At 41.2% G+C, this 24,711-nt stretch carries 20 protein-coding genes and 1 other annotated feature; of the genes, 4 read left to right on the top strand and 16 right to left on the bottom strand.

The features are described 5' to 3' along the window. The first annotated feature begins 184 nt into the window (after positions 1-184). Both J2S11_RS10650 and J2S11_RS10645 read left to right on the top strand, forming a co-directional pair. On the top strand, positions 185-1,231 hold the full coding sequence (locus tag J2S11_RS10650) for a ribonucleotide-diphosphate reductase subunit beta (RefSeq protein WP_307394349.1): 1,047 nt from the start codon (positions 185-187) through the stop codon (positions 1,229-1,231). A 282-nt stretch (positions 1,232-1,513) separates the two neighbouring features. Further along, the gene (locus J2S11_RS10645) at positions 1,514-2,395 is read left to right on the top strand and encodes an AraC family transcriptional regulator (protein WP_307394347.1); all 882 of its coding nucleotides are present in this window, start codon (positions 1,514-1,516) and stop codon (positions 2,393-2,395) included. Positions 2,396-2,533: 138 nt separating this feature from the next. On the opposite strand, the gene proS is transcribed toward J2S11_RS10645, so the two are convergent. Then, positions 2,534-3,970 (bottom strand): proline--tRNA ligase, encoded by a 1,437-nt coding sequence (proS, locus tag J2S11_RS10640; protein WP_307394345.1) that lies wholly within the window; start codon positions 3,968-3,970, stop codon positions 2,534-2,536. 64 nt (positions 3,971-4,034) lie between these two features. After that, positions 4,035-4,308: a binding site (T-box leader), on the bottom strand. Between the two features lie 221 nt (positions 4,309-4,529). Between proS and J2S11_RS10635 the strand changes: the two genes are divergently transcribed. After that, positions 4,530-6,173 (top strand): catalase, encoded by a 1,644-nt coding sequence (locus J2S11_RS10635; RefSeq protein WP_307394343.1) that lies wholly within the window; start codon positions 4,530-4,532, stop codon positions 6,171-6,173. A 94-nt stretch (positions 6,174-6,267) separates the two neighbouring features. Here J2S11_RS10635 and J2S11_RS10630 read toward each other — a convergent pair whose 3' ends face one another. The 8 genes from J2S11_RS10630 to J2S11_RS10595 form a co-directional block, all read right to left on the bottom strand. Next, the gene (locus J2S11_RS10630) at positions 6,268-7,251 is read right to left on the bottom strand and encodes a hypothetical protein (protein ID WP_307394341.1); all 984 of its coding nucleotides are present in this window, start codon (positions 7,249-7,251) and stop codon (positions 6,268-6,270) included. Continuing rightward, on the bottom strand, positions 7,241-7,819 hold the full coding sequence (locus J2S11_RS10625; RefSeq protein ID WP_307394340.1) for a sigma-70 family RNA polymerase sigma factor: 579 nt from the start codon (positions 7,817-7,819) through the stop codon (positions 7,241-7,243). Before J2S11_RS10625 ends, J2S11_RS10630 begins: the two co-directional genes overlap by 11 nt. 637 nt (positions 7,820-8,456) lie before the next feature. Continuing rightward, positions 8,457-9,491: a hypothetical protein gene (locus tag J2S11_RS10620; RefSeq protein ID WP_307394338.1), complete on the bottom strand. Its 1,035-nt coding sequence runs from the start codon at positions 9,489-9,491 to the stop codon at positions 8,457-8,459. Then, complete coding sequence (locus J2S11_RS10615) at positions 9,481-10,059, bottom strand: sigma-70 family RNA polymerase sigma factor (RefSeq protein ID WP_307394337.1); 579 nt, start codon at positions 10,057-10,059, stop codon at positions 9,481-9,483. Before J2S11_RS10615 ends, J2S11_RS10620 begins: the two co-directional genes overlap by 11 nt. A gap of 264 nt (positions 10,060-10,323) precedes the next feature. Beyond that, positions 10,324-11,169 carry a M15 family metallopeptidase gene (locus J2S11_RS10610; protein WP_370875504.1) on the bottom strand — a complete coding sequence of 282 codons (846 nt, stop codon included), beginning with the start codon at positions 11,167-11,169 and terminating at the stop codon, positions 10,324-10,326. Between the two features lie 213 nt (positions 11,170-11,382). Beyond that, a complete protein-coding gene (locus tag J2S11_RS10605) occupies positions 11,383-11,835 on the bottom strand; it encodes a glycoside hydrolase domain-containing protein (protein ID WP_307394369.1) in 453 nt (150 codons plus the stop codon). A gap of 211 nt (positions 11,836-12,046) precedes the next feature. Next, positions 12,047-13,213, bottom strand: a complete 1,167-nt coding sequence (locus J2S11_RS10600) for a TraB/GumN family protein (RefSeq protein WP_307394335.1) — start codon at positions 13,211-13,213, stop codon at positions 12,047-12,049. A 333-nt stretch (positions 13,214-13,546) separates the two neighbouring features. Continuing rightward, complete coding sequence (locus tag J2S11_RS10595) at positions 13,547-14,326, bottom strand: alpha/beta fold hydrolase (RefSeq protein ID WP_307394333.1); 780 nt, start codon at positions 14,324-14,326, stop codon at positions 13,547-13,549. 221 nt (positions 14,327-14,547) lie between these two features. Here J2S11_RS10595 and J2S11_RS10590 point away from each other — a divergent pair, with 221 nt between their 5' ends. Further along, entirely contained in the window at positions 14,548-15,171 is a 624-nt protein-coding gene (locus J2S11_RS10590) for a TetR/AcrR family transcriptional regulator (protein ID WP_307394332.1), read from the top strand. A 24-nt stretch (positions 15,172-15,195) separates the two neighbouring features. Here the strand turns inward: J2S11_RS10590 and J2S11_RS10585 are convergent, their stop codons facing one another. From J2S11_RS10585 to J2S11_RS10555, 7 genes are all read right to left on the bottom strand, one after another. Then, positions 15,196-16,395 carry an MDR family MFS transporter gene (locus tag J2S11_RS10585; protein ID WP_307394331.1) on the bottom strand — a complete coding sequence of 400 codons (1,200 nt, stop codon included), beginning with the start codon at positions 16,393-16,395 and terminating at the stop codon, positions 15,196-15,198. 197 nt (positions 16,396-16,592) lie between these two features. Beyond that, positions 16,593-17,219: a nitrite reductase gene (locus J2S11_RS10580; RefSeq protein WP_307394329.1), complete on the bottom strand. Its 627-nt coding sequence runs from the start codon at positions 17,217-17,219 to the stop codon at positions 16,593-16,595. A 95-nt stretch (positions 17,220-17,314) separates the two neighbouring features. Then, entirely contained in the window at positions 17,315-18,244 is a 930-nt protein-coding gene (locus J2S11_RS10575) for a hypothetical protein (RefSeq protein WP_307394327.1), read from the bottom strand. A 24-nt stretch (positions 18,245-18,268) separates the two neighbouring features. Continuing rightward, positions 18,269-20,674 (bottom strand): heavy metal translocating P-type ATPase, encoded by a 2,406-nt coding sequence (locus J2S11_RS10570; RefSeq protein ID WP_307394325.1) that lies wholly within the window; start codon positions 20,672-20,674, stop codon positions 18,269-18,271. A 130-nt stretch (positions 20,675-20,804) separates the two neighbouring features. Next, positions 20,805-21,014 carry a copper chaperone CopZ gene (gene copZ / locus J2S11_RS10565; RefSeq protein WP_307394323.1) on the bottom strand — a complete coding sequence of 70 codons (210 nt, stop codon included), beginning with the start codon at positions 21,012-21,014 and terminating at the stop codon, positions 20,805-20,807. Between the two features lie 84 nt (positions 21,015-21,098). Further along, the gene (locus J2S11_RS10560) at positions 21,099-21,431 is read right to left on the bottom strand and encodes a metal-sensitive transcriptional regulator (protein WP_307394321.1); all 333 of its coding nucleotides are present in this window, start codon (positions 21,429-21,431) and stop codon (positions 21,099-21,101) included. Between the two features lie 171 nt (positions 21,432-21,602). Continuing rightward, positions 21,603-24,704: an efflux RND transporter permease subunit gene (locus tag J2S11_RS10555; protein WP_307394320.1), complete on the bottom strand. Its 3,102-nt coding sequence runs from the start codon at positions 24,702-24,704 to the stop codon at positions 21,603-21,605. Between the last annotated feature and the right edge of the window lie 7 nt (positions 24,705-24,711).

Here is a 24,711-nt window from a genome sequence, read left to right as displayed (position 1 = left end):
GTACCATTGGTTACATGTCACCAGTGCGCTTTGAGCAACTCTATTATCAGGAAGTTGCGTAACTTATTGTGTCTACTTTATTGACAGAAGAGCAAAAATGTCCGTTACAGGGTGAAAGGCAGGCAAAATAAACAGCGGCAACGTTGAGTTATACTATTTGGTTAGAAGTAAGGAGGCGTTTTAGTTGTCAACGGAATTAAGTAAACGTGTTTTAATGGATGAAGAAGCACCAAACCGAGCAACAGCTATTATAAATGGAAAAAGCTCAAATATTTTAAATTGGGATGATGTACGCTACCCTTGGGCTTACACGAAATATAAAGTGATGCTATCCAATTTTTGGACTCCTTTTGAGATCAATATGAGTAAGGACATCAAACAATTCCCTCAGCTTTCAGAGGTGGAGCAGGAATCCTTTCTTAAAATTATTGGCTTGCTAGCCTTATTAGATAGTGTTCAATCAGATTATGCGAGTAAAGTAGCGGATTATTTAACAGACTCTTCCTTAAACGCTTTAATGATTATTCTGGCACAGCAGGAGGTTATTCATAATCATTCCTATTCCTATGTGCTTTCTAGTATCGTGTCTAAGCAGAAGCAGGATGAAGTGTTTGAATATTGGAGAACAGAGCCTACTTTACGTAAAAGAAATGAGTTTGTAACGAATGGGTATAAGGCATTTGCTGAGAGCCCTTCTGTAGACAATCTATTAAAGTCAATTATTTATGATGTGATTTTAGAAGGCTTGTTCTTCTACAGCGGCTTTGCCTTCTTCTATAATTTAGCTAGAAATCAGAAGATGGTAGCTTCATCCACGATGATTAATTATATTAACCGTGATGAACAAATCCATGTCGGATTATTTGAGAAAATTTATAAGGAAATCCTAGCTGAAAATCCTGAAGCCAATACGCCTGAATTAGAGAAGTTTGCTATTGATACGTTCCGCGAGGCTGCAGAGCTAGAAATTGAATGGGGTCGTGAGGTTATCGGGAATAAGATCAATGGCATTACGATGCCTGAGCTAGAGCAATACATTAAATTTATGGCCAATAAACGCTGCAACCAAATCGGTCACTCTCGTCAGGTTTTCCCTGACGTTCCTAATCAGAACCCACTACGCTGGATTATCGCTTATCAAGAGGTCGATCTAGGGAAAACGGACTTCTTTGAGCAAAAATCAAGACAATATACAAAGACCTCTGATTCGAATGGCTTTGATGAACTCTAAGTTTATCTAACTTAAAAGATAAAGGCCTTTCCTACTTCAGCGTACAATTTTACATATCTAGTGCCTATCCTTATTGAAGGATAGGCTTTTTATTGTATCAATTTTATACTTTCTTAGGCAGTAAGAAAAACTAAGATTTCGCCAGGACTTGGCGGTAAGCAAGGTTTTTCTAATATGTATGCTATGATAGAAAGATAAGGTCAATGAACGGACAAAACAAAGCAAAAAATGACAGGATCAATAGCGGAATAATTGTTACGATTTATTTAAGGAGTGAGCATCATGGCTTGGGTGGAATCATTACAAAAAGCGATCAACTACATGGAGGAGCATTTGCTAGAAAAAATAACTGTTGAGGACATATCTAAGCAAGCAAATGTATCTCCCTTTCATTTTCAGCGGACATTCACCCTCTTAACTGATATCACGGTTGGGGAATATCTCAGACGACGTCGCCTGACCCTTGCCGCTGAGGAGCTATGTAGAACAGATAGTAAGATTATTGATCTTGCCTTTAAATATGGTTATGACACTCCAGAGTCGTTCTCTAAAGCCTTCCGCCGACAGCATGGGGTTGCTCCCCTAGAGGCTAGAAGAAGCAAGGAGAGGCTCAATTCGTATAACCGCTTGGTCATCCAAGTGAGCTTGAAAGGAGCGGAACCGATGAAGTATAGTATTGTAGAAAAAGAAGCCTTCCAAATTGTAGGGATTAGAAGACAATTTGCTTGTGTTGATGAGGATGAGAATGTGGCCGGTATTCCTGAGTTTTGGGGAGAAGTACATGCAAACGGATTAGATGATAAGCTATTTCAACTTAATAACGGAGAAATAAAAGGAGTACTAGGAGTTTGTGATTCTACTATTTTCGATTTTGAGGGCAAGAAGTTTTTCCACTACTGGATAGCAACAGAGGTGAAAGGGCAACTCCCTAAAGAACTTCCAGAAAACTTCCGAAACTATGAGATTCCTTCCTCAAAGTGGGCTATCTTTGAAGTGCATGGTCCTATGCCCGAAGCCATGCAAAAGACCTGGAAGCAAATTTTCTCCGAATGGTTCCCTTCCAATGGATATGAGCCAGCCGGAACACCAGAATTAGAGGTTTATTCGAATCAGAATCCTTCTGATTCTGAGCTTTACTCTGAAATTTGGATTCCTATAAAGTAAAAGGACGCTGATTCAACAAAACATTATTTAGGAAGCTTATGAGTACTATTTAAATAAACTAAGAAACACCGCGAGTTTATCATCGCGGTGTTTGCCTTTTATAGACCCCTATACATATACGTTTGGTCGCTTTTCCCCCTAATACGCTCTTGCCCAATACACCAGCTGATTACTTTCTTTTCCACAGCAGACACACGTACTAGCCACTGACTCTTGGTCAAAAGGAATACAACGAGAGGTAGCTCCTGTGTCCTCCTTGATTTTATCCTCACACGCTAGCTCTCCACACCACATCGCCTTAATTAAACCAGGGTTCGTATTGAGCTGTTCCTTCATTTCATCTAACGATGAAGCTACATTCGTCTTCGCCAACCGATGTTTTTTGGCCTGCATAAAAAGGTTTTGCTGTATCTCGCTTAAAAGTGCAGGAATGATGTCCTTTAACTGGTCCATAGGCATGACTATTTTTTCACCAGTATCTCTTCTAGCTAGAACGACCTGCCCTTTTTCGATATCCTTTGGTCCTACTTCCAAACGAAGCGGCACACCTTTCATCTCATGTTCATTAAACTTCCAGCCTGGCATTTTATCACTAGCATCAACCTTTATCCTAGCGAATGGCTTTAGTAGATCCTTCAGCTCCTCTGCCTTCTCCAGTACCCCTTCCTTATGCTGTGCAATCGGTACGATAATCACCTGAGTTGGAGCTATTTTTGGTGGAAGTACTAGCCCACGATTGTCTCCATGGACCATAATTAAAGCCCCAATTAACCTTGTTGTAATCCCCCAAGATGTTTGATGAACATATTGTAGCTCCCCATTTTTATCCGCATACTGGATGTTAAACGCCTCAGCAAACCCTGTGCCTAAATGATGGGATGTTCCTGTTTGCAGTGCTTTCCCATCGTGCATGAGACTTTCAATCGTATACGTAAACTTCGCCCCAGCGAACTTCTCCTTTTCTGTCTTCCTTCCTTTAATGACCGGAATAGCTAATATGTCCTCACAAAGAGCCGCATAGACATCCAGCATTTTCCTCGTCTCATCATGTGCCTCTTCATCTGTCGCATGACATGTATGCCCTTCTTGCCATAGAAACTCTAGGGAGCGCAGGAAGGGCCTCGTTGTTTTTTCCCAGCGAACCACATTACTCCATTGATTGTATAGCTTAGGCAGGTCTCGATGAGAACGGATAATTTGAGCATAGTGCTCACAAAACAGAACCTCTGATGTAGGACGAACACAAAGTCGTTCGTGAAGTTCCTCCGAGCCTCCGTGCGTTACCCAAGCTACTTCTGGAGCAAAGCCTTCAATATGATCCTTTTCTTTTTGCAATAAGCTTTCTGGGATAAAGAGAGGCATATATACATTCTCATGACCGGTCTCCTTAATCTCTTCATCTAGCACTCTTTGGATATTTTCCCAGATTGCATAACCGTATGGACGAATAATCATAGAGCCTCGTACGGATGAGTAATCGACGAGGTCAGCTTTCTTCACAACATCGGTATACCATTGAGCAAAATCCTGCTCCATATCGGTGATTTCTTGAACAAACTTTTTATTCTCTGACATGTTTTCAACCCCTTCTTTTTCCTTAAACTATGACCAAAAAGACATGCAAAAAAACCTCCATCCCTATAGGGACCGAGGTTCGGTGGTACCACCCTGTTTCACACTCTTAGCTATCCAGAAATTACGGTGAGCATGCTTGTAGAAATTGTAGCATAATCCGCGCATTATCCATGGCCTTGAGCTTGCACTCTTTATCGATATCGGGAATAACCCGCTGTACTTTTAACATACAGAACTCCAAGGTAGGTTCAGACGTTGCCTCTAGAAATGTCGCAGCCTATCATTTCCTCTCTGGAAAGAAGCATTTCGTTCTTACTAGTCCTTATCATCGTTTAAATTTTTGATATATTATACAGGACATCAAGTATCACTGTCAAATACAAAAAATATTCGACTTTGGACTTTGGTGAAATCGTAGAGACAGGGACTCCTTCAGAGGTGTTTGAAAACCCTAAGCATGATCGGACTAAAGCGTTTTTTCTAAAATCCTGTAAGTATATTGTCAGCCTTAAAGGGAAAGAATGCTAAAAATCCCCTTATCCCTAGGAGGCTGATACTTATGAAGGAAAAAGAAGAGCGTAAAGCTGATCAATCCTTTGGGACACATGTTACAGGAGCAGGTGGCGCAAAGGATCAGCGTAGAAGTGATAACGAAGCAGAAGATACGTTAACGAATCGTCAAGGACATCCTATTACAGATAATCAAAACATCCGAACGGTAGGAAACCGTGGTCCTTCAACATTAGAAAATTATCATTTCATTGAGAAGATTAGTCATTTTGACCGGGAGCGTGTGCCAGAACGAGTGGTACACGCACGTGGTGCTGGAGCACATGGTTATTTTGAAGCGTATGGGACTGTTGGAGATGAACCGATAGCCAAATATACTAGAGCAAAGCTGTTTCAGGAAAAAGGAAAACGAACTCCCGTCTTTGTCCGCTTCTCTAGTGTTATTCATGGAGGGCATTCTCCTGAAACACTACGTGACCCAAGAGGCTTTGCTGTAAAATTCTATACAGAAGACGGTAACTGGGATTTGGTAGGGAACAATTTGAAGATCTTCTTCATCCGTGATGCGATGAAGTTCCCTGATCTCGTCCATGCGTTTAAGCCAGATCCGGTAACAAATATTCAGGACGGAGAGCGCATCTTTGATTTCGTTTCGCAAACCCCTGAAGCCACACATATGGTTACTTTTTTATTCTCACCTTGGGGCATTCCGGCAAACTACAGACAAATGCAGGGCTCTGGAGTAAACACCTACAAATGGGTCAATGAGCAAGGTGAAGGTGTATTGGTCAAGTATCATTGGGAACCCAAGCAGGGGATTAAGAATCTAACACAAAGTGAGGCTGAAAAAATTCAGGGAATGAACTTTAACCACGCCACTCAGGACCTGTATGAAGCGATAGAAAAAGGAGATTACCCTGAATGGGAATTGTTTGTTCAAATTATGAGTGATGATGAGCATCCTGAGCTGGACTTTGATCCCTTAGATGATACAAAGCTCTGGTACAAGGATAAGTTCCCATGGCTACCAGTCGGTAAAATGGTACTTAACAAAAATCCAGAGAATTACTTCGCTGAGGTTGAACAGGTAGCGTTTGGTACAGGGGTACTTGTAGATGGACTTGATTTCTCAGACGATAAAATGCTACAGGGAAGAACATTCTCCTACTCGGATACACAGCGTTATCGAGTTGGGGCAAATTACTTACAGTTACCTATCAATGCTCCTAAGAAGCACGTAGCCACCAACCAACGGGATGGACAAATGGCTTATTTCGTTGATCGTGGTCCCAATCCTCATGTGAATTATGAGCCTTCTCTTATGAACGGACTAAAGGAAGCTACTCGTGCAGGGAAGGAACATACACCCCACGTATCAGGAGAAGTGAAGCGTGAAGCGATTGACCGACCGAACAATTTCGGGCAGGTAGGTGAAACATACCGTAGATTTAGTGCTTGGGAGCGCGATGAGCTGATTCACAATTTAGTGAGTACCCTAAGCTCCTGCCGAAAAGAAATACAGGAGCAAATGATCAAAAACTTCACACAAGCTGACCCTGAGTATGGTCAACGTGTTAAGGAAGGGCTAGAAAAAATGAGCAAGGAAGGCTCAAAAGGCCCTATGGGAACTACAGATTCTGAAAAGGCTGTCCATCAAGCGGAGGATTATGGGCATCCCTCTGATCCTTATTAAATAGATATCAGCCGAAGTAGTAAGTAAAAACAGTGCCTTTTTCCACCTTATCGTGGAGTTGGGCACTGTTTTTTAACTTAGTTAGTCTATGCTATTATCTTACACTCTCCGCCATTTTGATAAGGTCTTCTTTTGTTACATCTGGCGAATTTGTAAGAATGGAGTATTGAAATACACTTTCACCTATTTTTTCAAACCAGCTTAGACCTTGTACATCACCTTCATATAAAATATGATCTGAATTATTTGTATAGAAGCCCTCGTCTCCGCGAATATTCACTTGTTCATAATCTGTAAAACTGTTGACCGTCATGATCATTTTCATTACTTCTTCCCCTACATAAAAAGGACTTACGAAAATCTTATTTTTAGAAGCGTCTTCATATACAAATGTTGGGGTATATTCAGGTTCTGTATACCTTACCCATTCCATATTACCTTGGGCACTTTGCACTAACTCTTCCCCTAACTGCATTCCCTCCCAAGAAAGTGCACCCCAATATTCTAGATCTAGGACTCCGCCTTGAAGGGTAAAATCTTCTGGTAAATAATTTGGTTGTTTGACCAAATTATAAGGAGAACCTAAGATTTCTGACCATTGATTTAAATCTTGATAAAGAATTGGATTACCTACCTTCATAAAAGGATACTCTCTAAAGTGTGGAAAGGCCTCCTTCTCTAGCTCTGGTAAGTAAACTATGGCAGCTTCGCCAGGCTCAAGCTGACTTTGTACACTTTTTAATTGGCTCATGATCTCCTCTGAACTCGTATGGACTAAAGTGAACCTTTTGTCATACTCAACCTCAAACAGAGCATGATCCATCTCCATGGAGAAGAGCTGAGTTACACCAAATCCGAAGCCAACAAGCAAAACAAGGACTACAGCTATGACGGCTGTTCGAGGCATACGTTGTAAAAGCGAAAATTTAGCTAAAAAGGCAGCCACTTTCCCTTGTCTATTTTTTTGACCATTAAGATCTTGAATGTGTTGAAACACATGCTGCTCTACTTCCTCTGGGGCTTGCAGTGTTCCCGCCTTTCTTTTATATTCCTGCTTTAACCCTTTCTCAATAAACATATCGGGATGCCTCCTTGCTTTCATTTGTGGTACTGCCTGTTAACTGACGCAACTTTTCAATTGCTAAACGATGTCTTGATTTGACCGTTCCTACGGGTACATTTAAAATGGTTGCGATATCCTCAAACGTATTTTCTTGATAATACCTTAGCACGACGACCTCTTTTAGCTTATAGGAGAGAGATTCTACTAGGGCTAATAGCTCCTCTGTGTTTTCATTCTTGATGATATGTCCTTCCACGTTAGGCTGAGGAGGTTCAATTTCGAGCTGCTTACTTTTATGAAAAAGACGAACCTTTCTCCAAAGCTTTCTCTGCCAGTTTTGTGTCTGACGAACAATCAAACCGTTGAACCATGGGCGAAAAGGAAGGCTTGTATCAAATTTTTTGATCGATCTAAAAACCTCTAAATAGACTTCACTCATAATATCTACCGCGTCATCCTTGTTTGATGATAAAAAATACACTAACCGATAGACATCATGCTTCGTCAGAGTATAAAAAGTCTTAAAAGCTTCTTCGTCCCCTTCCTGCATGTGTACCACACATTCCTGTAACTCCTCCTCCATGCTGCACCTCCTTTTTAAAAATGATGTTCACTTTATATTGGTCCGCTGCGTCCCATTCGTTCACTACTATTTAAATTAATTTTCCTAGAAAAGCTTGCTGGCCATCATATGTGGTTATATTGACAAATGGAAAATATTTGGGATACGATGACCTTAATTAAGTCATTCTTTCAGTACTTATCTTTCTCCTCCCTTTTTATGAATGGAAAGTAAGTGGAATCATGTTTGCGATTATTGATGAGCAGACGGTCATCTGTTATGAGAGTGAGACGTCGTTGCTGTTATCTGAAATAAAAGAGGGAGATAGAGTTAAGGCTAATAGGTCCCCGAAATGAACCTACTTGGAGCGGGGTTGTGAAGGAGATTATCCATTTAGGAAAATAGAATGAGAAGAGAAATGTTAAAGACAAGCTAAGATGAAGGCACACAGAAAAAGCTGAACCATAAAATTTTCACTATGGGACAGCCATCCGCTCATCATGACAAGAATAGTATTATAAAGTAATGAGGTGAATAGAATGAATGAATTTGATTATTTGAGGCTACTAGCACAAGTTGGATCATTCATAATTATTTCTTTCATTGTGCTTAAAATCGTTCGAAAACTTAAGAACAGCTTGTTATCCTGATTGACTAGTTAATCCAAAATGGATTTTACACCTTGCATATGCTTAGCCATCAAAATCAGGTCCTTCTTTGTTACACTTTGAGATTCACTTGAGATTCGATATGAGTAATATTCTTCTTCTTGCTTTTCAATCCAAAATAATGCTTGTCTATTTAAGGAGTGTTCTTTGGCACCTAGATCAGCATCGATGGAATAAACCATCTCCAGACCATTAACAATTATTGATTCCACCATAGTTGTTTCAGGGAATGTCATCTCATAGTGCTCAATTAGATTAACAAGATCACTAGAAAATTCTATTCTATCGTTTTTACTATTTTTATACGTTAGAGTTGGCCTAACTAGTTGATTGTCAATCTTTACCCAATCCCAAGCCATTAACTCCTCCTTTTCTTTCAGTTTGTCTATAGCCTCACTTTCTCCATCGCCCATAGAACCATAAAATTCAGATTCAATCGTGCCGTGCTCAAAGCTATATCCTCTTGGTAGCCTATCAGGAATTTTCATTTCATGAAACTCAGATCCAAGAACAGACAGCCAAGTGGTGATGTCTGTATAGTAAATGAGTTGATTAACCTTTCTAAAAGCAGAAAACACCATGCTCGCTGGTCTATTTAACTCTGGATCGTATGACAATTTCACTTCAAAGCTAAAGTCTGGATTGTAAATAATAGCTGCCTCTCCAGGCAGTAACTGTTCTTGGATTTGTTTTACCTTCTCCAATTGCTCTTCAGAATAGTCATAGTTGTAGTCGGCGTAGCTGATTACTATAGGGTCCGCATTGTTCGTATAGAACTTATAAGTATTTCTTTCAATGGCATCAGCAATAAAAAAACCAGAGAATAGTACGATAGCAATAGCTATAACCGTTACAACAGGAGCTCGCGAGAAACCTTTTTTCCGCATAGAACGTTGGAACGCTTTACCCTCATTAGCTAAATGATCGTCAATACTATTGTAGACTTGCTCTTTTAATGTTACGGGAATCTCAATTTGCTTTTCTATGCTTATGAGTTCTTGTTTCAGTTGATTTTCAAGTGACATTAGGCGACGCCCCCTTTCTCACAATTTCCGCAAAGTCCTTAAACTGCCTAAGCTTCTGGATAGCCGCATGATGGCGTGATTTTACTGTCCCCAAAGGGATGTCTAGCATCCCTGCAATCTCCTCTAGCGTATGATCATGATAGTAGCGTAAGATCACAACCTCCTTCAGCTTGTATGAAAGCTTATCTACAAGAATTAACATCTGCTCACGATCTACTTTTTTTAATACATGACTTTCAACGTCTGGCTTCTCTGCCCTATGTAGGAGCTTGCTTTTTTGAAGAATTCGTAGCTTTCTCCAAGATTTTCTGTGATAGCTATGGCATTGGCGAGCAATCAGACCATTCAGCCATGAACGAAAAGAGTATTCAGGATCGTAGTTCTCGTAGGCTCCAAATATTTCAATATAGATCTCATTAACAAGGTCTACGGTATCCTGTTTATATTTTGTCAGAAAGTACACCGTACGATAGATATGCTGATGAGTAAGCATATAGAAAGCGTGAAATGCTTCTTTGTCCCCTAGCTTCATACTTTTCAGCAACAAATGAATCTCTTTATCGTCCACCTGGCACCCCCCTACTTCTTCATTTTTCCAGCTTGTCTTTACTCTATATTGGTCCGATTTGCTGAAAAGGTTCGATTTATTTCATCACTGAAAAACATAAAGCCTGACATAAGTAATAGAAGTGCCCGAAATATTGAGACAAATAAAGAAGCCCCTACCACCTCTCTTTCTGTGATACGGGCTGTACGTGAAGTTATCTAATTTTGCTTTCGCTTTGCTTGAAAAATCTCTAGCTCAAAAACTTACTAAAATATAATTCTAGGGTTAAATTTCTCTTACGTGATCAAAATACTCTTCTAGAGTTAAATCATTCTCGTAAAGCAAAGTAGCAATCTCTTCGCCAACATATCTGACATGCCATGGCTCATAAATGTAGCCTGTGATGTCTTCTTTTCCATCGGGGTAACGGATAATAAAGCCATACTTATGAGCGTTTTCTGCTACCCATTGTCCTTCTGTGGTTTGTCCGAACAGCTCAGTCAAACCGAATTGGGCACTTTCACTAGAAATATCTATCGTTAGACCCGTTTGGTGCTCACTTTGACCTGGGAAAGCTGACACTCGTCTTGCTTCTTCCTCCCCTTTGCTTTGAACCTGCCAGTTAAAAATGGTCGTTTGGCGATTGTACGAGCGAAAACCAGAAACTCCGTACAGAATATGCCCCTCTTGCTCGGCTGCTTCAAATAACTCCTCTAGAGCTTCTGCTGCTACCTGCCGCAAATACCTCTTTTCATCATCTTCACTAAAGGAAAAGGCCACATTTGGAATCACTAAATCTTCAGGTCGATAATCTGCTGGAAGTGAAAACTCTTTATTGACAAGGACTAAGATATTATCAGGGTTTTGTATCGTAGGCTGACCATCCACCGTGTCAATCTGGTTAAAATAGTGGGATTCTAGAGTAAAATCAAGCTCTCCATTCGTAGAAGAAGTCTCCTCCTCTGTTCCTACCTGTACCTCTTGATTCGTATCTGTTGCCCCTTCCCCTTCAGGTGTTTCTTCTGCATCATTTGATGGATCCCCTTGATTCTCAGAAACCGGATCTTCTTCTATATTTGAAGGCTCCTGTGCGCCACCGTTACTAAATCCTAAGTTTTCTATAAAAGGCATGGCATCACATCCTGCTGTAAAAAGCAGAACTCCCGCCATACTGATTACTACTATTATTTTCTTCATGCAAAGACCACCTTCATCGTAGTTAACAATATCTATTCTATCATGTTTAGCTCACTATTATAAACGGTCTAGTCAAATTAAAAGTTTCTACATGATTTTTCCTGCACACCAAAAAACCCTTATATTGCTGTACATGCTGAAGTTACTTTACCACAAGTAATCTAAAAGCTTTCGTTTAAAAAGATTGGTATCAATATTACACGTTTCTGCATCAATACCATATTGCCACATCAAGGCTCTCGCCTCCTCCGGTGTACCGGGATTAAACTCAGGGGCATTTTCCCTAGTAGTTATCCCTTTCTGTGGCTGGTGTGTCCAGATTATAGCTACATCAAGAATTGAAGGATTAACCTCTACAGCTTGATCAAAAGCCGCTCTAACATCATGTCCTTCGGAAAAATCTCCATATATCGCTGCCTCGTATGGAGAAGGGCTTAACGTCTCAACCCACCCCATCATAAAATCCGCATCTACAGGGTAAATGGGCTCAATATTGGCAAAGATGGCTACCCCTTCAGGTGCACCTATCTCTTCTGCTCGTTTGATAGCGTCCTCCGCCATATTTACACCATTTTGATAGCCCCTAGCATCTGTAAATATTCAATTGCTTTCCTCCCATTTACAAGTTGTTCAACCTTAGCCTATTCAACCTGAAATGATGAGTGAAAGCTTAGACTAGCCCAATTTAGATTAGACTAGCTTTCTATCATTTGTGAACTACCAACCACTTATGCTACGCATTTGAAGTGCTGAATATGATAAATAACGAAAACACCCCTTCATCACACTTAATGAAGGGGTGTCGATGTTTTTAGAGATTTTCAATAAATAAGCGAACGACGTCCGCTCCGCCAATTATGGTCCCCAGCGTACTACCTAGGTTAGCTAAGACAACGATAAGTAATATTCTCGTAACCTTGTTATTCCAGAAGCCCTTAAGGCTAAAGACATCCTCAGATAGATTTTCAAAATCCTCAACCTTTGGCCTACGAACAATCGCCTGTGCAATACCTGCAAACCAGCCGGCAGCCATCAAGGGATTTAAGGAGCTAATTGGTGCGATAATAAAGGCTGTTAGAATAGCTAGCGGATGGCCAAAGGCAAGTGCTGCACCCAAGGCTGCAAATGATCCATTCCATAAAACCCAGCTAATCGTTTGCTGTAAACCGGCAGTAGGGTTAGCGTAAAAGGTATAGCCAATAATGGCGATAATGATCACTGGAATGATCCAGGCAAGTAGCTTTGGTACCTTAGATTTTGGCGGTACCGTTGATAATGCCACTAGATCATGTTCCTTGTGAATCTCTTCTGTTATCCCTGGAACATGGGCAGCCCCTAACACAGCTACTATCTTATCTCCAGGCGCATCTTTTATTTTCTGGGCAAGGTACTGATCTCGTTCATCAATTAAAGGTCTCTTTAACCTAGGAAAGGATTCTGTAAAATCATTTAGCATGCCATTAAGCATGTCTTTCGATTTTAACTTTTCCAGCTCTTCCTCAGTGACACTCTCATTATTAAAAATACTTAATATCATTTGCATCAGGAGCTTCATCTTGCCCCAAAAGCCTACTCCATGCCAAATGCGTGCAAAAGTTACTTGAATGTTGCGATCTGCTAGGACAAGCTCTGCTCCAATTTCTTTGGCAGATTCTATTCCTTGAATCATTTCCTGACCAGGCTTGATCCCAAATTGCTTAGCCATTCTTTTTTGGAAGGAGGACACGACAAGATTCATTAATAGAAAGGTGGCTTTCTTTTCCTTAATGACCTTAAAGATATCCATCTCCTTCCAACGGTCCTGGGCTATTATCGCTTGATATCTTTGCTCGTCTAACTCTATACAAACCGTATCAGGCTGTTCTGCTTCAATGACTTCCTTTACCTGTTCGGCACTCTGCCTTGATACATGGGCGGTGCCAACTAAGATAATTTCTTTACCGTCTACATGTATTCTTGTGATATTTTCTTCAGCCATAGGTACCTTCCCTTGGAAATTGTTTTCTAAATCATGATTAATCTTTATTATCTAATTTATCTTAGTTTAAGGGATTATACAATACTAGGCTAGTGGAAACTATCCTTACTAATCACAGGCCAGCAATTGCATGCGCCTGCATAACCAGGATGATTTCATCTTCTCGATGTGTAAGCATAATCTGTTGAAAGGCCTTGCGCATCATTTCCATCAATATCTTAATGACAATTTGAACTCCCACAGATTCAATAGGGGCCTTTATTCATTTTGGGTCTCTTCTCTTATTATTAGAGACTAGCTCTGCTTTATTTTCTTTAGCTTATCGTTCTTTAGCTACTCCCTAAATGGCTTTAAAAAGCTCTCCATTTGTTCATTCACTTCATGAATATTATCCAGATTGGTCACATGATGGGCATTTGAAATCACTTTTAACGTAGAGTTAGGAATTTGCTCAGCTAAGGATTGCTGCTGTCTTCCAACCATAACATCATTATCACCGTAAAGTATGAGAGTGGGACATTTAACTTTATGCAGCTGCCCTCTGCTGTCCATACGCAGGTTCCCCGACCAGTGACGTAGGAAGTTGTCACGGGTCATTAAGCCGAAGGAATCTGTGATTAACTTATGGTTATCAGGGTTTATTTTGGAAAGCATGTCTGCTGTCATTTTGGCCACCATCTTTAGGCTCATCAATCTCAGGCTGAATTTACTGATTGGTGTAGTGAACCTCTCGTAAAAATTGAATCGGTTGGTATAAGGAGCCCCAATCAATATTAACCCCTCTACCCTCTCCGGATACTTAAATGCTGTTTGAATAGACACATGTCCCCCGAAGGATAGTCCACATAGAATGGCAGAATCAATGCCTAAATGATCTAATAATCCCACTAAGTCCTTACTGAAATCATCAGGATCTACCTTACCCTTAGGCAGAGTAGAATGCCCATGACCACGCGCATCCCATACAATTGTCTTAAAAAATTGGGAAAAATACTCCACCTGTGGCTCCCATTGCTTGTGATAAAGAGAGTGTCCATGTGTAAAAACGAGAGGTTTTCCTTCTCCTTTTACTTCATAATATAAGGTCACACCGTTTACTTGACAGGTTGGCATCATCATCACCTCGAGTATTGGAGTTGTAGATATTTTTATATCCGAACCGCAAAAGGTACGGAATACAAATTATAAGATAATGAAATTATGAAATATTCACCATCTAAAATTTCATTTATTTCTTTTAGTGTACTTGAAGATCTTTCATTTATCAATAGTTATGAAATAATTAGTTTGAAATATTTCATATTTTTTAGTATGATAGGCTCGAGGTGGTTGAAATGAACGGATTTGAACGTCGGCGAGAAAAAAAGAAGGATAGCATTCGCCAAGCTGCTCTGCAGCTGTTTATGAATCACGGCATGCGGAGAGTAAGTATTGGGGAAATTGCAGCTAAAGCTGGTGTTTCTCAGGTTACGATTTATAATCATTTTGGCAGTAAAGAGGAGCTTGCTTCGCATGTCATCAAGCACTTTCTTGAGGAAAAATGGGAGGAATATCTCCAGCAGCTCGAAGCTCCTATTCCATTCATAGAGAAATTGAATTGGTTTTTCTTAAAGCGTATGCAGCTATTCGAGAGCTTTAACTTAGATTTTTTAGAGGAATTTGTCATGGGCCATCCTGACATTGCGGCTATCACAAAAGAATATGAGCTTAAAGCACGACCTTTAATGATTGCTTTTATTGAAGAAGGAAAAGCAACTGGTTTCTTTAATAAAGAGCTATCTCTTGAAACCATCCTGCTATACCTAAATTTGTACTCTACCCAAATGGTTACACAGCTAGAGCAGCTACCTGATGATGAGACAAAAAGACGTGTGTACAAAGAGCTCCTTTCTATCTTCTTTTATGGAATTGCTGGTGAAAAAGCTGAAGAGCTAAAGCAAACTTGGAGCAATCAATGAAGGGAATGTCAAAAAGCTAGCCTTCTACTCTTTTTGAAACAAAGGGTTTATTTGCTTAGATAGTTTATAGCTTCCAACTATTGCTACAAGACTAATGACCAGACAAATGAGCCATAACAGCGGGAAGTTCATACGGTAGCTGACGTCTAACAAGTAGGCTCCAACCCCCTGACTTCCCCCTCCCCCAATCGCCATCCCTAAAGCGGCAAAGCCAAAGTAAGTAGCTAGAAGCCCTTTTTTCGCTAAACGTGATGTAATGTCAAAAATAGTAGGCTCCACCATCATCGTCCCCACCGAAAAGATAAAAAGCCCAATGAAAAAGATAGTTAGATGAGGAATCGCTCCCAAAATAAACAGACCTCCACCTGCTAGAAAAAAGCCAACCATGAACCTTCTTGTAGGTGTCCATTCTTCTAACAGACGTTGAAGGGGATATTGTCCTAGAATTACAACGCCAGCAAAAATGAGATAGACAAGAGATACGGAATCTGCTCTGCCACTTAGCTCAACAATATATAAGGGAATAGCTACATAAAGCTGCATAAATAAAAACCAAAAACAGGTGACAACACCCGTAAAAAATAAGAAGGGACGATCACGCAAAACGGTACTACCCATCTCTTTAAAATTTGCTGTTGTCAGATCAACTTTAATAACAGGAAGCCTAATTAATGTTAATGTACCAATCAGCAAAAACATAACTCCAGAGCCTATGGATAACCAGAAAAAGTCATAATTAATCAACCAAGCACCAACTAAGGCGGCAAAAACAATCCCCATATTATTGCATATTTTTCTAAAAGCAAAGACCATCCCACGTTGCTTTTCCGTACTTAAGGCAGATAAAGATGCTTGCATGACTGGCTCAAATAAAGCTCCACCCACTCCCGCGGTCACAGCTGCAGCAAAAAGCAGAATAGGCTGCTCCGTAAAAGCAAAGGACGCAAAGCCTACTCCGCGGATCCACAAACCTATGGTAATCATCCATCTATAATCAAACCGATCGGCAATTAATCCTGTAAAAAAAGTTAGTCCTTGCTGGCTTAATTGCCTGACCATCAGTAGAGTCCCCACAAGGATAGGGGCCCAAGCTAGCTGCTGACTCAAAAAATAAGTAAGATAAGGGATGAACGCAAAAAAGCTACTTGAAACCAGTAGCCCATTTAAAAGCATTAGTGGTATGCCTCGAGGTAGGGATCGTAATTGTGAAAAAGCTGCATTCATAGCTCGTAACCCCGCATCATCGTTAAAATAGGTAGTTCTTAAGACACTCCTCTTAACAAGTTGCACCTTTTACCGTTTGATTTTTTCCCATTCTAATCTATTTAGACTTGGTAGACAAGCTTTCTTTTAGAATCAGTTGCCTATTAGCCCGTTCTTTTTAACACACAGTTATTTTTTAGGTACTGCACTTTACTTTGCTACAGACCCATTTCAAGCTTAAGCCGCTCCATTCCGTATCGCTGAATAAACTTAAAAAACCTCTCTCGTTTTTTACCGTTCTGTTGATAGATCTGCAACAGCTGTTCAACATTAGCATATAACTCGTCAGGGGTTAATTGATCCTGAAATAATACGGCTGTTCTCGCATCCTCTCCTTTTGCCTTGCCTCCTATATACAGCTCATAACGGTCCTTACGTTTGATGACACCGATGTCATGGACCAATGGCTCGCCACAGGCGTTTTGGCAGCCTGTATAGGCAGGAGCTAGAGTAAAGGGAACAGGATGACCTGCTATTCGCCTATTTAATTCAATGGCTACAGGCATCCCTTCCTCCTCTGCTCCTTTGCAAAAGTTACAGGTTCGTAGGCTTTTCACATAAGCACCAACTGGATAACAGGAGAATCCTTCAGCCTCTAGTTCCATTTTTACTTGCTCTACCTTGCTTTCAGCAATTTGAATGTATAATTGCTGAAATGTAGTTAGCTCTATCTCTGTATCCTCTTCTACGAGCTTGGCTAGAGTAAGCAGTTGCTTAGGGGAAAGCTTTGCACCAAAGCCTATACCCCCATTCACAGCTAGCGTTATTTTCTTTTCTGCTTCCATGACCTGCCCCCCTTAGGAACTGATTTCTTTCATTTGATTTCCTTTGTCATCATCAACATCAACACTATTCTTAATTCAAGTGGAGGAAGACTCCCTTATTGAACTTCTAGAACAAAAGGATAAACATGAATATTACCTTCAAATTGAAACTCTGCCCAGAGCTTATAGAGCCCAGGTTCGGTGAAAACTGTTTCAAATCGTGTTTCCTCATCGGAAACGGGATGAACATGGATAAAGTTAATGGCCGCTTCATCCAGAATGACTATATGTCCTCTTGCGCCTAGATAGGGCTCTGGTTCAGCATTCTCAATAACAAAACTCAGCGTTACTTCCTCTCCTGCTAATAGAGTTCCCGTATCTAGGGTTACCTGAACACCATCAACAGTTTGTATATAGCTTTGACTAGGAGTTAGACTTGCGTGCTTATGACCCTGAACTTGACCAACCTGTAAGGGGAGAGCTTCTATATGGTAACCATAGTCTATAGGCTTAATATCTACAAAGACCTGATAGGTGCCCGCTTCTAACTCTTTGGCAATATGGAACTCACCTTCACCAGCCTCCACAGGATGGACATGACTATAGCTTTCTAAATCATCGCTTACCACAATCAGATGCATCAGCTTCTCGTGATTCATTTCTAAGCTAGTCACTGGATCGCCAGCTACATTTTCTAATTTGATGGTTAGTCCTTCCCCTTCTTCATACATCACTGTTGGAATGACTTCACTTTCCCCAGTATGTGCCCCATGCTCACCGTGCCCGTGACCGTTTCCACCACTCTGTTCCCTAGAACCGTGTCCTCCATGATTCCCATGACCATCTGCTTGCTTCTCATCTTCCCCTTGCTCATGATCATCATGCTTCTCCTGATCATGACCTCCTTCTATATCCTCATTGGAATGATGCCCATGAGATACTCGTTCCTCCTGTATCCAATTCACATAAACAACATATGCCGCTATGACAAGAGCAACGTACAGCCCTGCATATAGCATCCACTTTTTCGCCTGTGTTGATTTCAAGTTCATATCCCTCCGATATAAAACTTAGTTTGTATTCACACGTTGTAGTCTGAGCGCGTTCAGCACAACCGAAACTGAACTAAACGCCATGGCTGCCCCAGCTACCCAAGGAGCTAAAAGCCCAATAGCAGCAATAGGGATAGCAGCTGTATTATAAACAAAAGCAAAGAAGAGATTTTGTCTGATGTTACGCATCGTCTTTTTACTCATAAGAATGGCGTCAACTACACTGTTCAGATCCCCTCTCATCAGCGTGACATTAGCTGCCTCCAAGGCAATATCCGTTCCCGTTCCAATCGCCATACCAATATCAGCTACTGCCAGAGCAGGGGCATCATTAATACCATCTCCCACCATGGCTACCTTTTTACCTTGATCCTTTTGCTTTTGTACCTCTTGGCTCTTTTCTTCAGGAAGAACCTCTGCAATGACATGCTCAATCCCAACCTGCTTTGCAATAGCTTGAGCAGTAAGCTTATTATCTCCGGTTAGCATGATGACCTCTAGACCTAGCTCCTTCATACGGCTTACAGCTGCCTTAGAGGAATCCTTCACCGTATCAGCCACAGCTACAATTCCTGCAAACTGTTGATCAATAGCCACTAGCATAGCTGTTTTCCCATTAGACTCTAAATGCTCCATGTCTGAAAGGGCAGCTTCAATTTGGATTTGATGCTTATTCATAAGCTTCCGTGTACCGACCAGAAGCTCCTTTGAATTCACAACAGCCCGGATTCCATAGCCAGGAATCGCTTCAAATTCTGAGGCAGAAGGCAGTTCAATGCCTTTCCCTGTAATTCCTTTTACAAGGGCTTGAGCAAGTGGATGCTCTGAGTTTTTTTCAGCCGCTCCAACTAGCCTTAAGAATTCTTCTTCCTCACCTGCTCGAACCAGTACGTCCGTTAGCTCCGGTTCTCCTTTTGTTACGGTTCCTGTTTTATCTAATATGACCGTTTGAATAGCTTGAGTGCTCTCAAGGTATTCGCCACCTTTAAAGAGAACCCCAAGCTCAGCGGCTCTTCCTGATCCAGCCATAATAGACGTTGGAGTAGCTAATCCGAGAGCACAAGGACAAGCAATAACCAAGATAGAAATCATGGGTACTAGAGCGGCCCCTAAATCCCTTGGTTCAACAGCAAAATACCAAATGAGGAACGTAGACACAGCCACTAATACAACAACAGGAACAAATATACCAGATACCTTATCTACAGTTCTTTGGATATCCGCTTTTGAGCCCTGCGCTTCTTCAACAACCTTAACAATTTGAGCTAAAGCTGAGTCCCTTCCAACACGAGTTGCTTCAATGGTTAAAACGCCGTTTTTGTTTATTGTCGCTCCAATAACTTGATCTCCAGCCTTCTTATCTACCGGGATACTTTCACCAGTAAGCATAGATTCATCAATAGCAGACTGACCCTTGAGTACTTTCCCATCAACAGGAATTTTCTCACCGGGCTTAACGATGACGTGATCACCGGTAACAACTTCATCAATCGGAACCTCAATTTCCTGTCCGTCACGTAAAACCGTGGCGTTTTTGGCTCTTAAGCCCATAAGCTTTTTAATCGCTTGAGATGTACGTCCTTTGGCACGAGCTTCGAATAGCTTACCAAGAATAATCAGTGTGATGATGACAGCAGACGCTTCAAAGTACAGATCGGCCATCATCTCATTCGTTCCTAACCACTCAAACGACAGGTAGACGCTGTAAAAATAAGCAGCGGAGGTTCCTAAAGCAACCAAAACATCCATATTCGCACTACCATTCTTTAACGCTTTAAACGCCCCTACATAGAATTGCCAGCCCACATAAAATTGAACGGGAGTAGCCAAAGCTAGCTGAACAAATGGGTTCATCAGTGTCTCCGAGACAGGAATGAAGGATAGGAAATCGAAATGAGTCACCATTGTCCAGAATAAGGGAAGGGTTAAAATAAGCGAGAACACAAACTTTGAAAGCTGTTTAACTTCTTCTTCCTTAGCTGCATCTTCCTTCGCTTCCTCTTTGATTGTTGCCCCATACCCTAGCTTCTTGACCCTAGCAATTAATTCACTAATGGAGGTTTCATCTGGAGAATATTCCACAACCCCTGTTTCAAGGGCAAAATTGACATTAGCCTGACTGACTCCTTGAAGCTTGCTCAAGCCCTTTTCTATACGGTTTGCGCACGCAGCACACGTCATTCCTGTCAAAACTAGATCTACTTTTTCTTTGTGCACACCGTAGCCAAGGTCATTTATTTTGGCTTCTAGGTCGACTGGCTTTACTTTGTCCTTATTGTACGTAACCGTCGCTTTCTCTAAAGCAAAATTAACATTGGCTTGCTCCACTCCATCGATTTTACCTAGTCCTTTTTCGATCCGATTGGCACAGGCAGCACAGGTCATTCCGGTTACTTTCATTGTTGATTGAGTATCTGCACTCATCTCTATCAGCTCCTACATTATACCCAATGGGGGTATATAGAAAGTTATAAAGATATCGTGCTGTAACAGAACAACACGACATCATAGTACATCCTAAATTAAATTTCTTGATATATAAAATGCATTCGAGTTAATCAGCTATATCGTACCCTTCTTCATCAATCGTTTCTTTGATTTGGGCCAAGCTTACTTTACTACTATCAAACTCTACGTCTACCGAGCCGTCATCAAGCTTTACCTTCACAAGCTTAACTCCATCTAACTCTCCAACACTTCCCTCTATAGCTGAAACGCAATGTCCACAGGACATGCCGCTTACTTTTAACGTTTCTTTATGCACAACTAATATCCTCCTTCATACATTCGGTTTAGAGTGTATCTTACTCACAATATAACATACCCCCACTAGGTATGCAACTTCTTTTTATTTTAACAGTTTTGATATTGTTTTCGTAAATTCATCAATGACTTCAGCGTCTCCATCCTTTAATCTGCCCATCACACAGGATTTCATGTGACTTTCAAGCAACAGCTTAGATACGGAGTGTAAGGCAGATTGAACAGCAGACATTTGATTCAGAATATCGTCACAATAGACATTGCGATCAATCATACCCTTGATTCCTCGCACCTGTCCTTCAATCCGATTCAGTCTTCTTGTTAGGTTTTCTTTTAGAGGCTCTGATATATGTGCCACATCTTCATGTCCTTCTCGGCAGCAAATACCCCCTAGTTGAGTCTGCTCATTTTGTTCCATAGCTCAGTCATTTCCTCTCTCATTAATTTGAGTTATTTTATCATTTTATGGAATAGCCAAGCAAGTCACAGGCTTAGTTGCTTTTTAAAAACCTAGCAGTATCAAAGAAAAGGAACCCTATCATCATGCTTGATGGATTCCTTTTCTCTCATTTATCTGCTCTTCTTTTTCTTACTCTGACTTCTTGCTCTCAAACTCGTCCTCAATTTCATTATAGCGTTCCATCGCTAGCTTCCACTTTTGGCGCATTCCCTTCATGCTCGAAATCAAGCTATAGATAACAGGGATAACGATTAGAGTGAGTAGTGTTGAAGTAAATAGCCCACCAATAACGGCAATGGCCATTGGCGCTTGCATTTCCGCCCCTTCTCCTCCACCTATCGCTAGCGGAATCAGACCTAATATCGTTGAAATTGCCGTCATCACAATTGGACGCAAACGAGTAAGTCCTGCTTCAATTAGTGCCTGACGAACAGCGAAGCCTTTTTCACGAAGCTTATTGGCGTAGTCAATAAATACTATCGCGTTATTCACTACGATACCAACGAGAATGATGATACCAATAAACGCTGTAACTCCAAAGGCATAATCAGTTAAAAAGAGACCTAGAATAACACCGGTAACAGCCAGAGGTAACGTAAACATAATGATAAATGGCTGTAATAAGGATTCGAACAAGCTAGCCATAACCATGTAAGAGAAGATAATCGCTAGCACAAGAGCTAGGAATAAGCTAGAGAACGCTTCGTTCATCATCTCTACTCCACCGGAAATCTTAATGCTGTATAGGTTCGTATCCATATTTACATCATCGATATAGTCGTCAATGACTCGTTGAACATGCATCGCTACAGTACCCATATCTGTTCCATCAAAGGTTGCCGTCACGATGACAGAATCCTGCTGGTTCTCCCTAACGACAGTAACAGGTCCTTCTCCACGAACAACTTCGCCAAGCTCACCCACTGTTACCTCTTGACCCGTAGGGGTTGACATGACTAGGTTTTCAATAGATTCTTGGGACTGATTGATCTCAGCCATGTGTACTCGTACCTCGGTATCAAACACCATGGCTGCCACTTGTCCTCTTAGTGACTCATTAATGAAAGTTGCGATCTGATAGGATGTTAGTCCGTACTCAAATGCTGCGTTTTTATCCACAATAAACTGATACTCTGGTCGGCCATCCTCTAAGGAGTCACTAACCGTTCGAATTTCACTTTCATCCGCTAATTGATCAGAAAGCCCCTGCGCATATTCTGCTACTTGCTCCTTGTCTTCACCTAAAACAAGTACTTCAATAGAGTTGGTCGCTCCACTCATTTGCTCCATAGAGTTACTCTCATGGAACGTTAGTTCAGCACGATCCTTGAGATCCTCTACTCGATCCTGCAATTCAGCCATAACTCTGCCCGTGGAGCGAGAACGATCATCACGAGGAACTAGCTTCACCGTGATGCTTCCTTCATTCTCTCCTCCCCCAGTAACGGCTGCCATCATAGCATCAGGATTACCAACCGATGCGGTGACAACATCAATATCTGTCATACGCAGGACCTCTTGCTCAATCTCCTCAACCACTTCTAATGTACGTTCAAAGGAGGCTCCTTCAGGTAGCTCTATATCAACGGTAAACATTCCTTCATCCTGTGAAGGCATAAACTCCGTTCCTATCTGTGGAACCAAGAACAAAGAGCCAGCAAGAACAATAGCCGCTAAAAACAAGGTAAGCAGGCGATGATCTAAAACCCATGTAATGACATTCTTATAAAATTTGTTTTCCTTCGATTCCCTCGTTTTTCCTTCCTTCAGCAATAATGCCGCTAAGCTCGGGACGACAGTTAAAGCAACAACCAAGGAAGCTAATAAGGAGAAGGCAACCGTTAAAGCAAGCTCCTTAAATAAATCCCCAATTAATCCACCTACAAAAACGATAGGTAAAAATACAGCAAGCGTGGAGAAGGTTGAAGCAGAAATAGCTCCTCCTACCTCTACAGTTGCATCTATAACGGCCTTTCTTCTCGATTCTGCTTTAGCCAAATGTCGGTTTATATTTTCAATAACCACGATGGCGTTATCGACAAGCATCCCAACCCCTAAAGCTAAACCACCTAGAGACATAATGTTTAGGGACATTCCTGAAAAATACATCAGTACAAACGTAGCCACGACAGAGAATGGAATTGAGATAGCCACGATAAACGTAGAGCTTGCCGAACGTAAAAACAACAGGATAATCGCTATAGCAAAAATAGCACCGAAGATTAGCGCTTGTGATACATTGGAAATAGAGAGCTTAATAATATCCCCCTGGTCATTAGAAATAGAGAAGCGCAAATCACTATGACTGTCTCTAATTTCATCCAAACGATCTAAGACTCCATTTGAGACATCAACGGTATTAGCGGTACCTTCCTTCTGGACACTAACTAATAAGCTTTCCCTACCATTTGTTCTAGCAATCGATGACAGCTCTTTCTGAGTAAGCTCAACATCAGCCACTTCTGCTAGCGTGACGATGTTCATGCCGTTTTCAGTAGGAACGATACTAACAGGTAGCTCACGAAGAGCTTCAATCGTTTCAACCTGTGCTAATATACGAAAGCTAAGCTTTTCTCCTTCTTCTTCGATAACCCCACCAGGGTATGTTAAATTATTTCCTTGGATTAATTGAACAATGCGATCCTGAGTCAGATCATATTCGTTCAAGCTTTCTTCATTCAAAGCGACAGAAATCTCTTCTTCAAATCCTCCAGCTACACTAACACTTGCAACCCCTTCTACGTTCTGAAGCTGTGTAACAATCACTCGTTCCACCGTTTCTTGAAGCTCAGCAATACTTTCTCCATTGGATACGGAGAATTGCATGACCGGCATCATGGTAGGGTCGAATTTAACGATTATTGGCTGATCAACACCATCTGGTAAAGGAACCAAACCTATCGAGGTGCTTAAATCCTCCCTAATCTCAGAAACATCGGTCCCCCATGCGTATTGAGCAATGATAAGGGAAGAATTCGAGCTACTTCTCGACTGAAGTGTCTCAAGCCCTGCACTTGTTCCAATCGTTTCCTCCAAAGGTTTTGTCACCATTTCGGCTACTTCCTCTGGTCCTGCTCCCTGATACGTTGTTAAGACAGCTACAACAGGCGGATTAATATTAGGAAACAAATCTAACTTTAGGTTTGTAAAAGACACGAAACCAAGCAACAGAACGAGAAGCATCATCATAATCGTCGTTACAGGGTTTCGGACAGCATATTTTGGTATCATCTACATT

It is taken from the genome of Bacillus horti, assembly GCF_030813115.1.
GTDB classification, from domain to species: Bacteria; Bacillota; Bacilli; order Caldalkalibacillales; family JCM-10596; genus Bacillus_CH; species Bacillus_CH horti.
This window is presented reverse-complemented; position numbering and strand designations above follow the sequence as displayed.

Excerpts from the sequence above, each read along its gene's own strand:
- J2S11_RS10570 (WP_307394325.1), bottom strand. The coding sequence starts at position 20,674 with ATGAGTGCAGATACTCAATCAACAATGAAAGTAACCGGAATGACCTGT.
- J2S11_RS10645 (WP_307394347.1), top strand. The coding sequence starts at position 1,514 with ATGGCTTGGGTGGAATCATTACAAAAAGCGATCAACTACATGGAGGAG.
- J2S11_RS10595 (WP_307394333.1), bottom strand. The coding sequence starts at position 14,326 with ATGCCAACCTGTCAAGTAAACGGTGTGACCTTATATTATGAAGTAAAA.
- J2S11_RS10590 (WP_307394332.1), top strand. The coding sequence starts at position 14,548 with ATGAACGGATTTGAACGTCGGCGAGAAAAAAAGAAGGATAGCATTCGC.
- J2S11_RS10610 (WP_370875504.1), bottom strand. The coding sequence starts at position 11,169 with ATGCCTTTTATAGAAAACTTAGGATTTAGTAACGGTGGCGCACAGGAG.
- J2S11_RS10560 (WP_307394321.1), bottom strand. The coding sequence starts at position 21,431 with ATGGAACAAAATGAGCAGACTCAACTAGGGGGTATTTGCTGCCGAGAA.
- J2S11_RS10630 (WP_307394341.1), bottom strand. The coding sequence starts at position 7,251 with ATGTTTATTGAGAAAGGGTTAAAGCAGGAATATAAAAGAAAGGCGGGA.
- J2S11_RS10555 (WP_307394320.1), bottom strand. The coding sequence starts at position 24,704 with ATGATACCAAAATATGCTGTCCGAAACCCTGTAACGACGATTATGATG.
- J2S11_RS10600 (WP_307394335.1), bottom strand. The coding sequence starts at position 13,213 with ATGGCTGAAGAAAATATCACAAGAATACATGTAGACGGTAAAGAAATT.
- J2S11_RS10585 (WP_307394331.1), bottom strand. The coding sequence starts at position 16,395 with ATGAATGCAGCTTTTTCACAATTACGATCCCTACCTCGAGGCATACCA.
- J2S11_RS10620 (WP_307394338.1), bottom strand. The coding sequence starts at position 9,491 with ATGTCACTTGAAAATCAACTGAAACAAGAACTCATAAGCATAGAAAAG.
- proS (WP_307394345.1), bottom strand. The coding sequence starts at position 3,970 with ATGTCAGAGAATAAAAAGTTTGTTCAAGAAATCACCGATATGGAGCAG.
- J2S11_RS10625 (WP_307394340.1), bottom strand. The coding sequence starts at position 7,819 with ATGGAGGAGGAGTTACAGGAATGTGTGGTACACATGCAGGAAGGGGAC.
- J2S11_RS10635 (WP_307394343.1), top strand. The coding sequence starts at position 4,530 with ATGAAGGAAAAAGAAGAGCGTAAAGCTGATCAATCCTTTGGGACACAT.
- J2S11_RS10580 (WP_307394329.1), bottom strand. The coding sequence starts at position 17,219 with ATGGAAGCAGAAAAGAAAATAACGCTAGCTGTGAATGGGGGTATAGGC.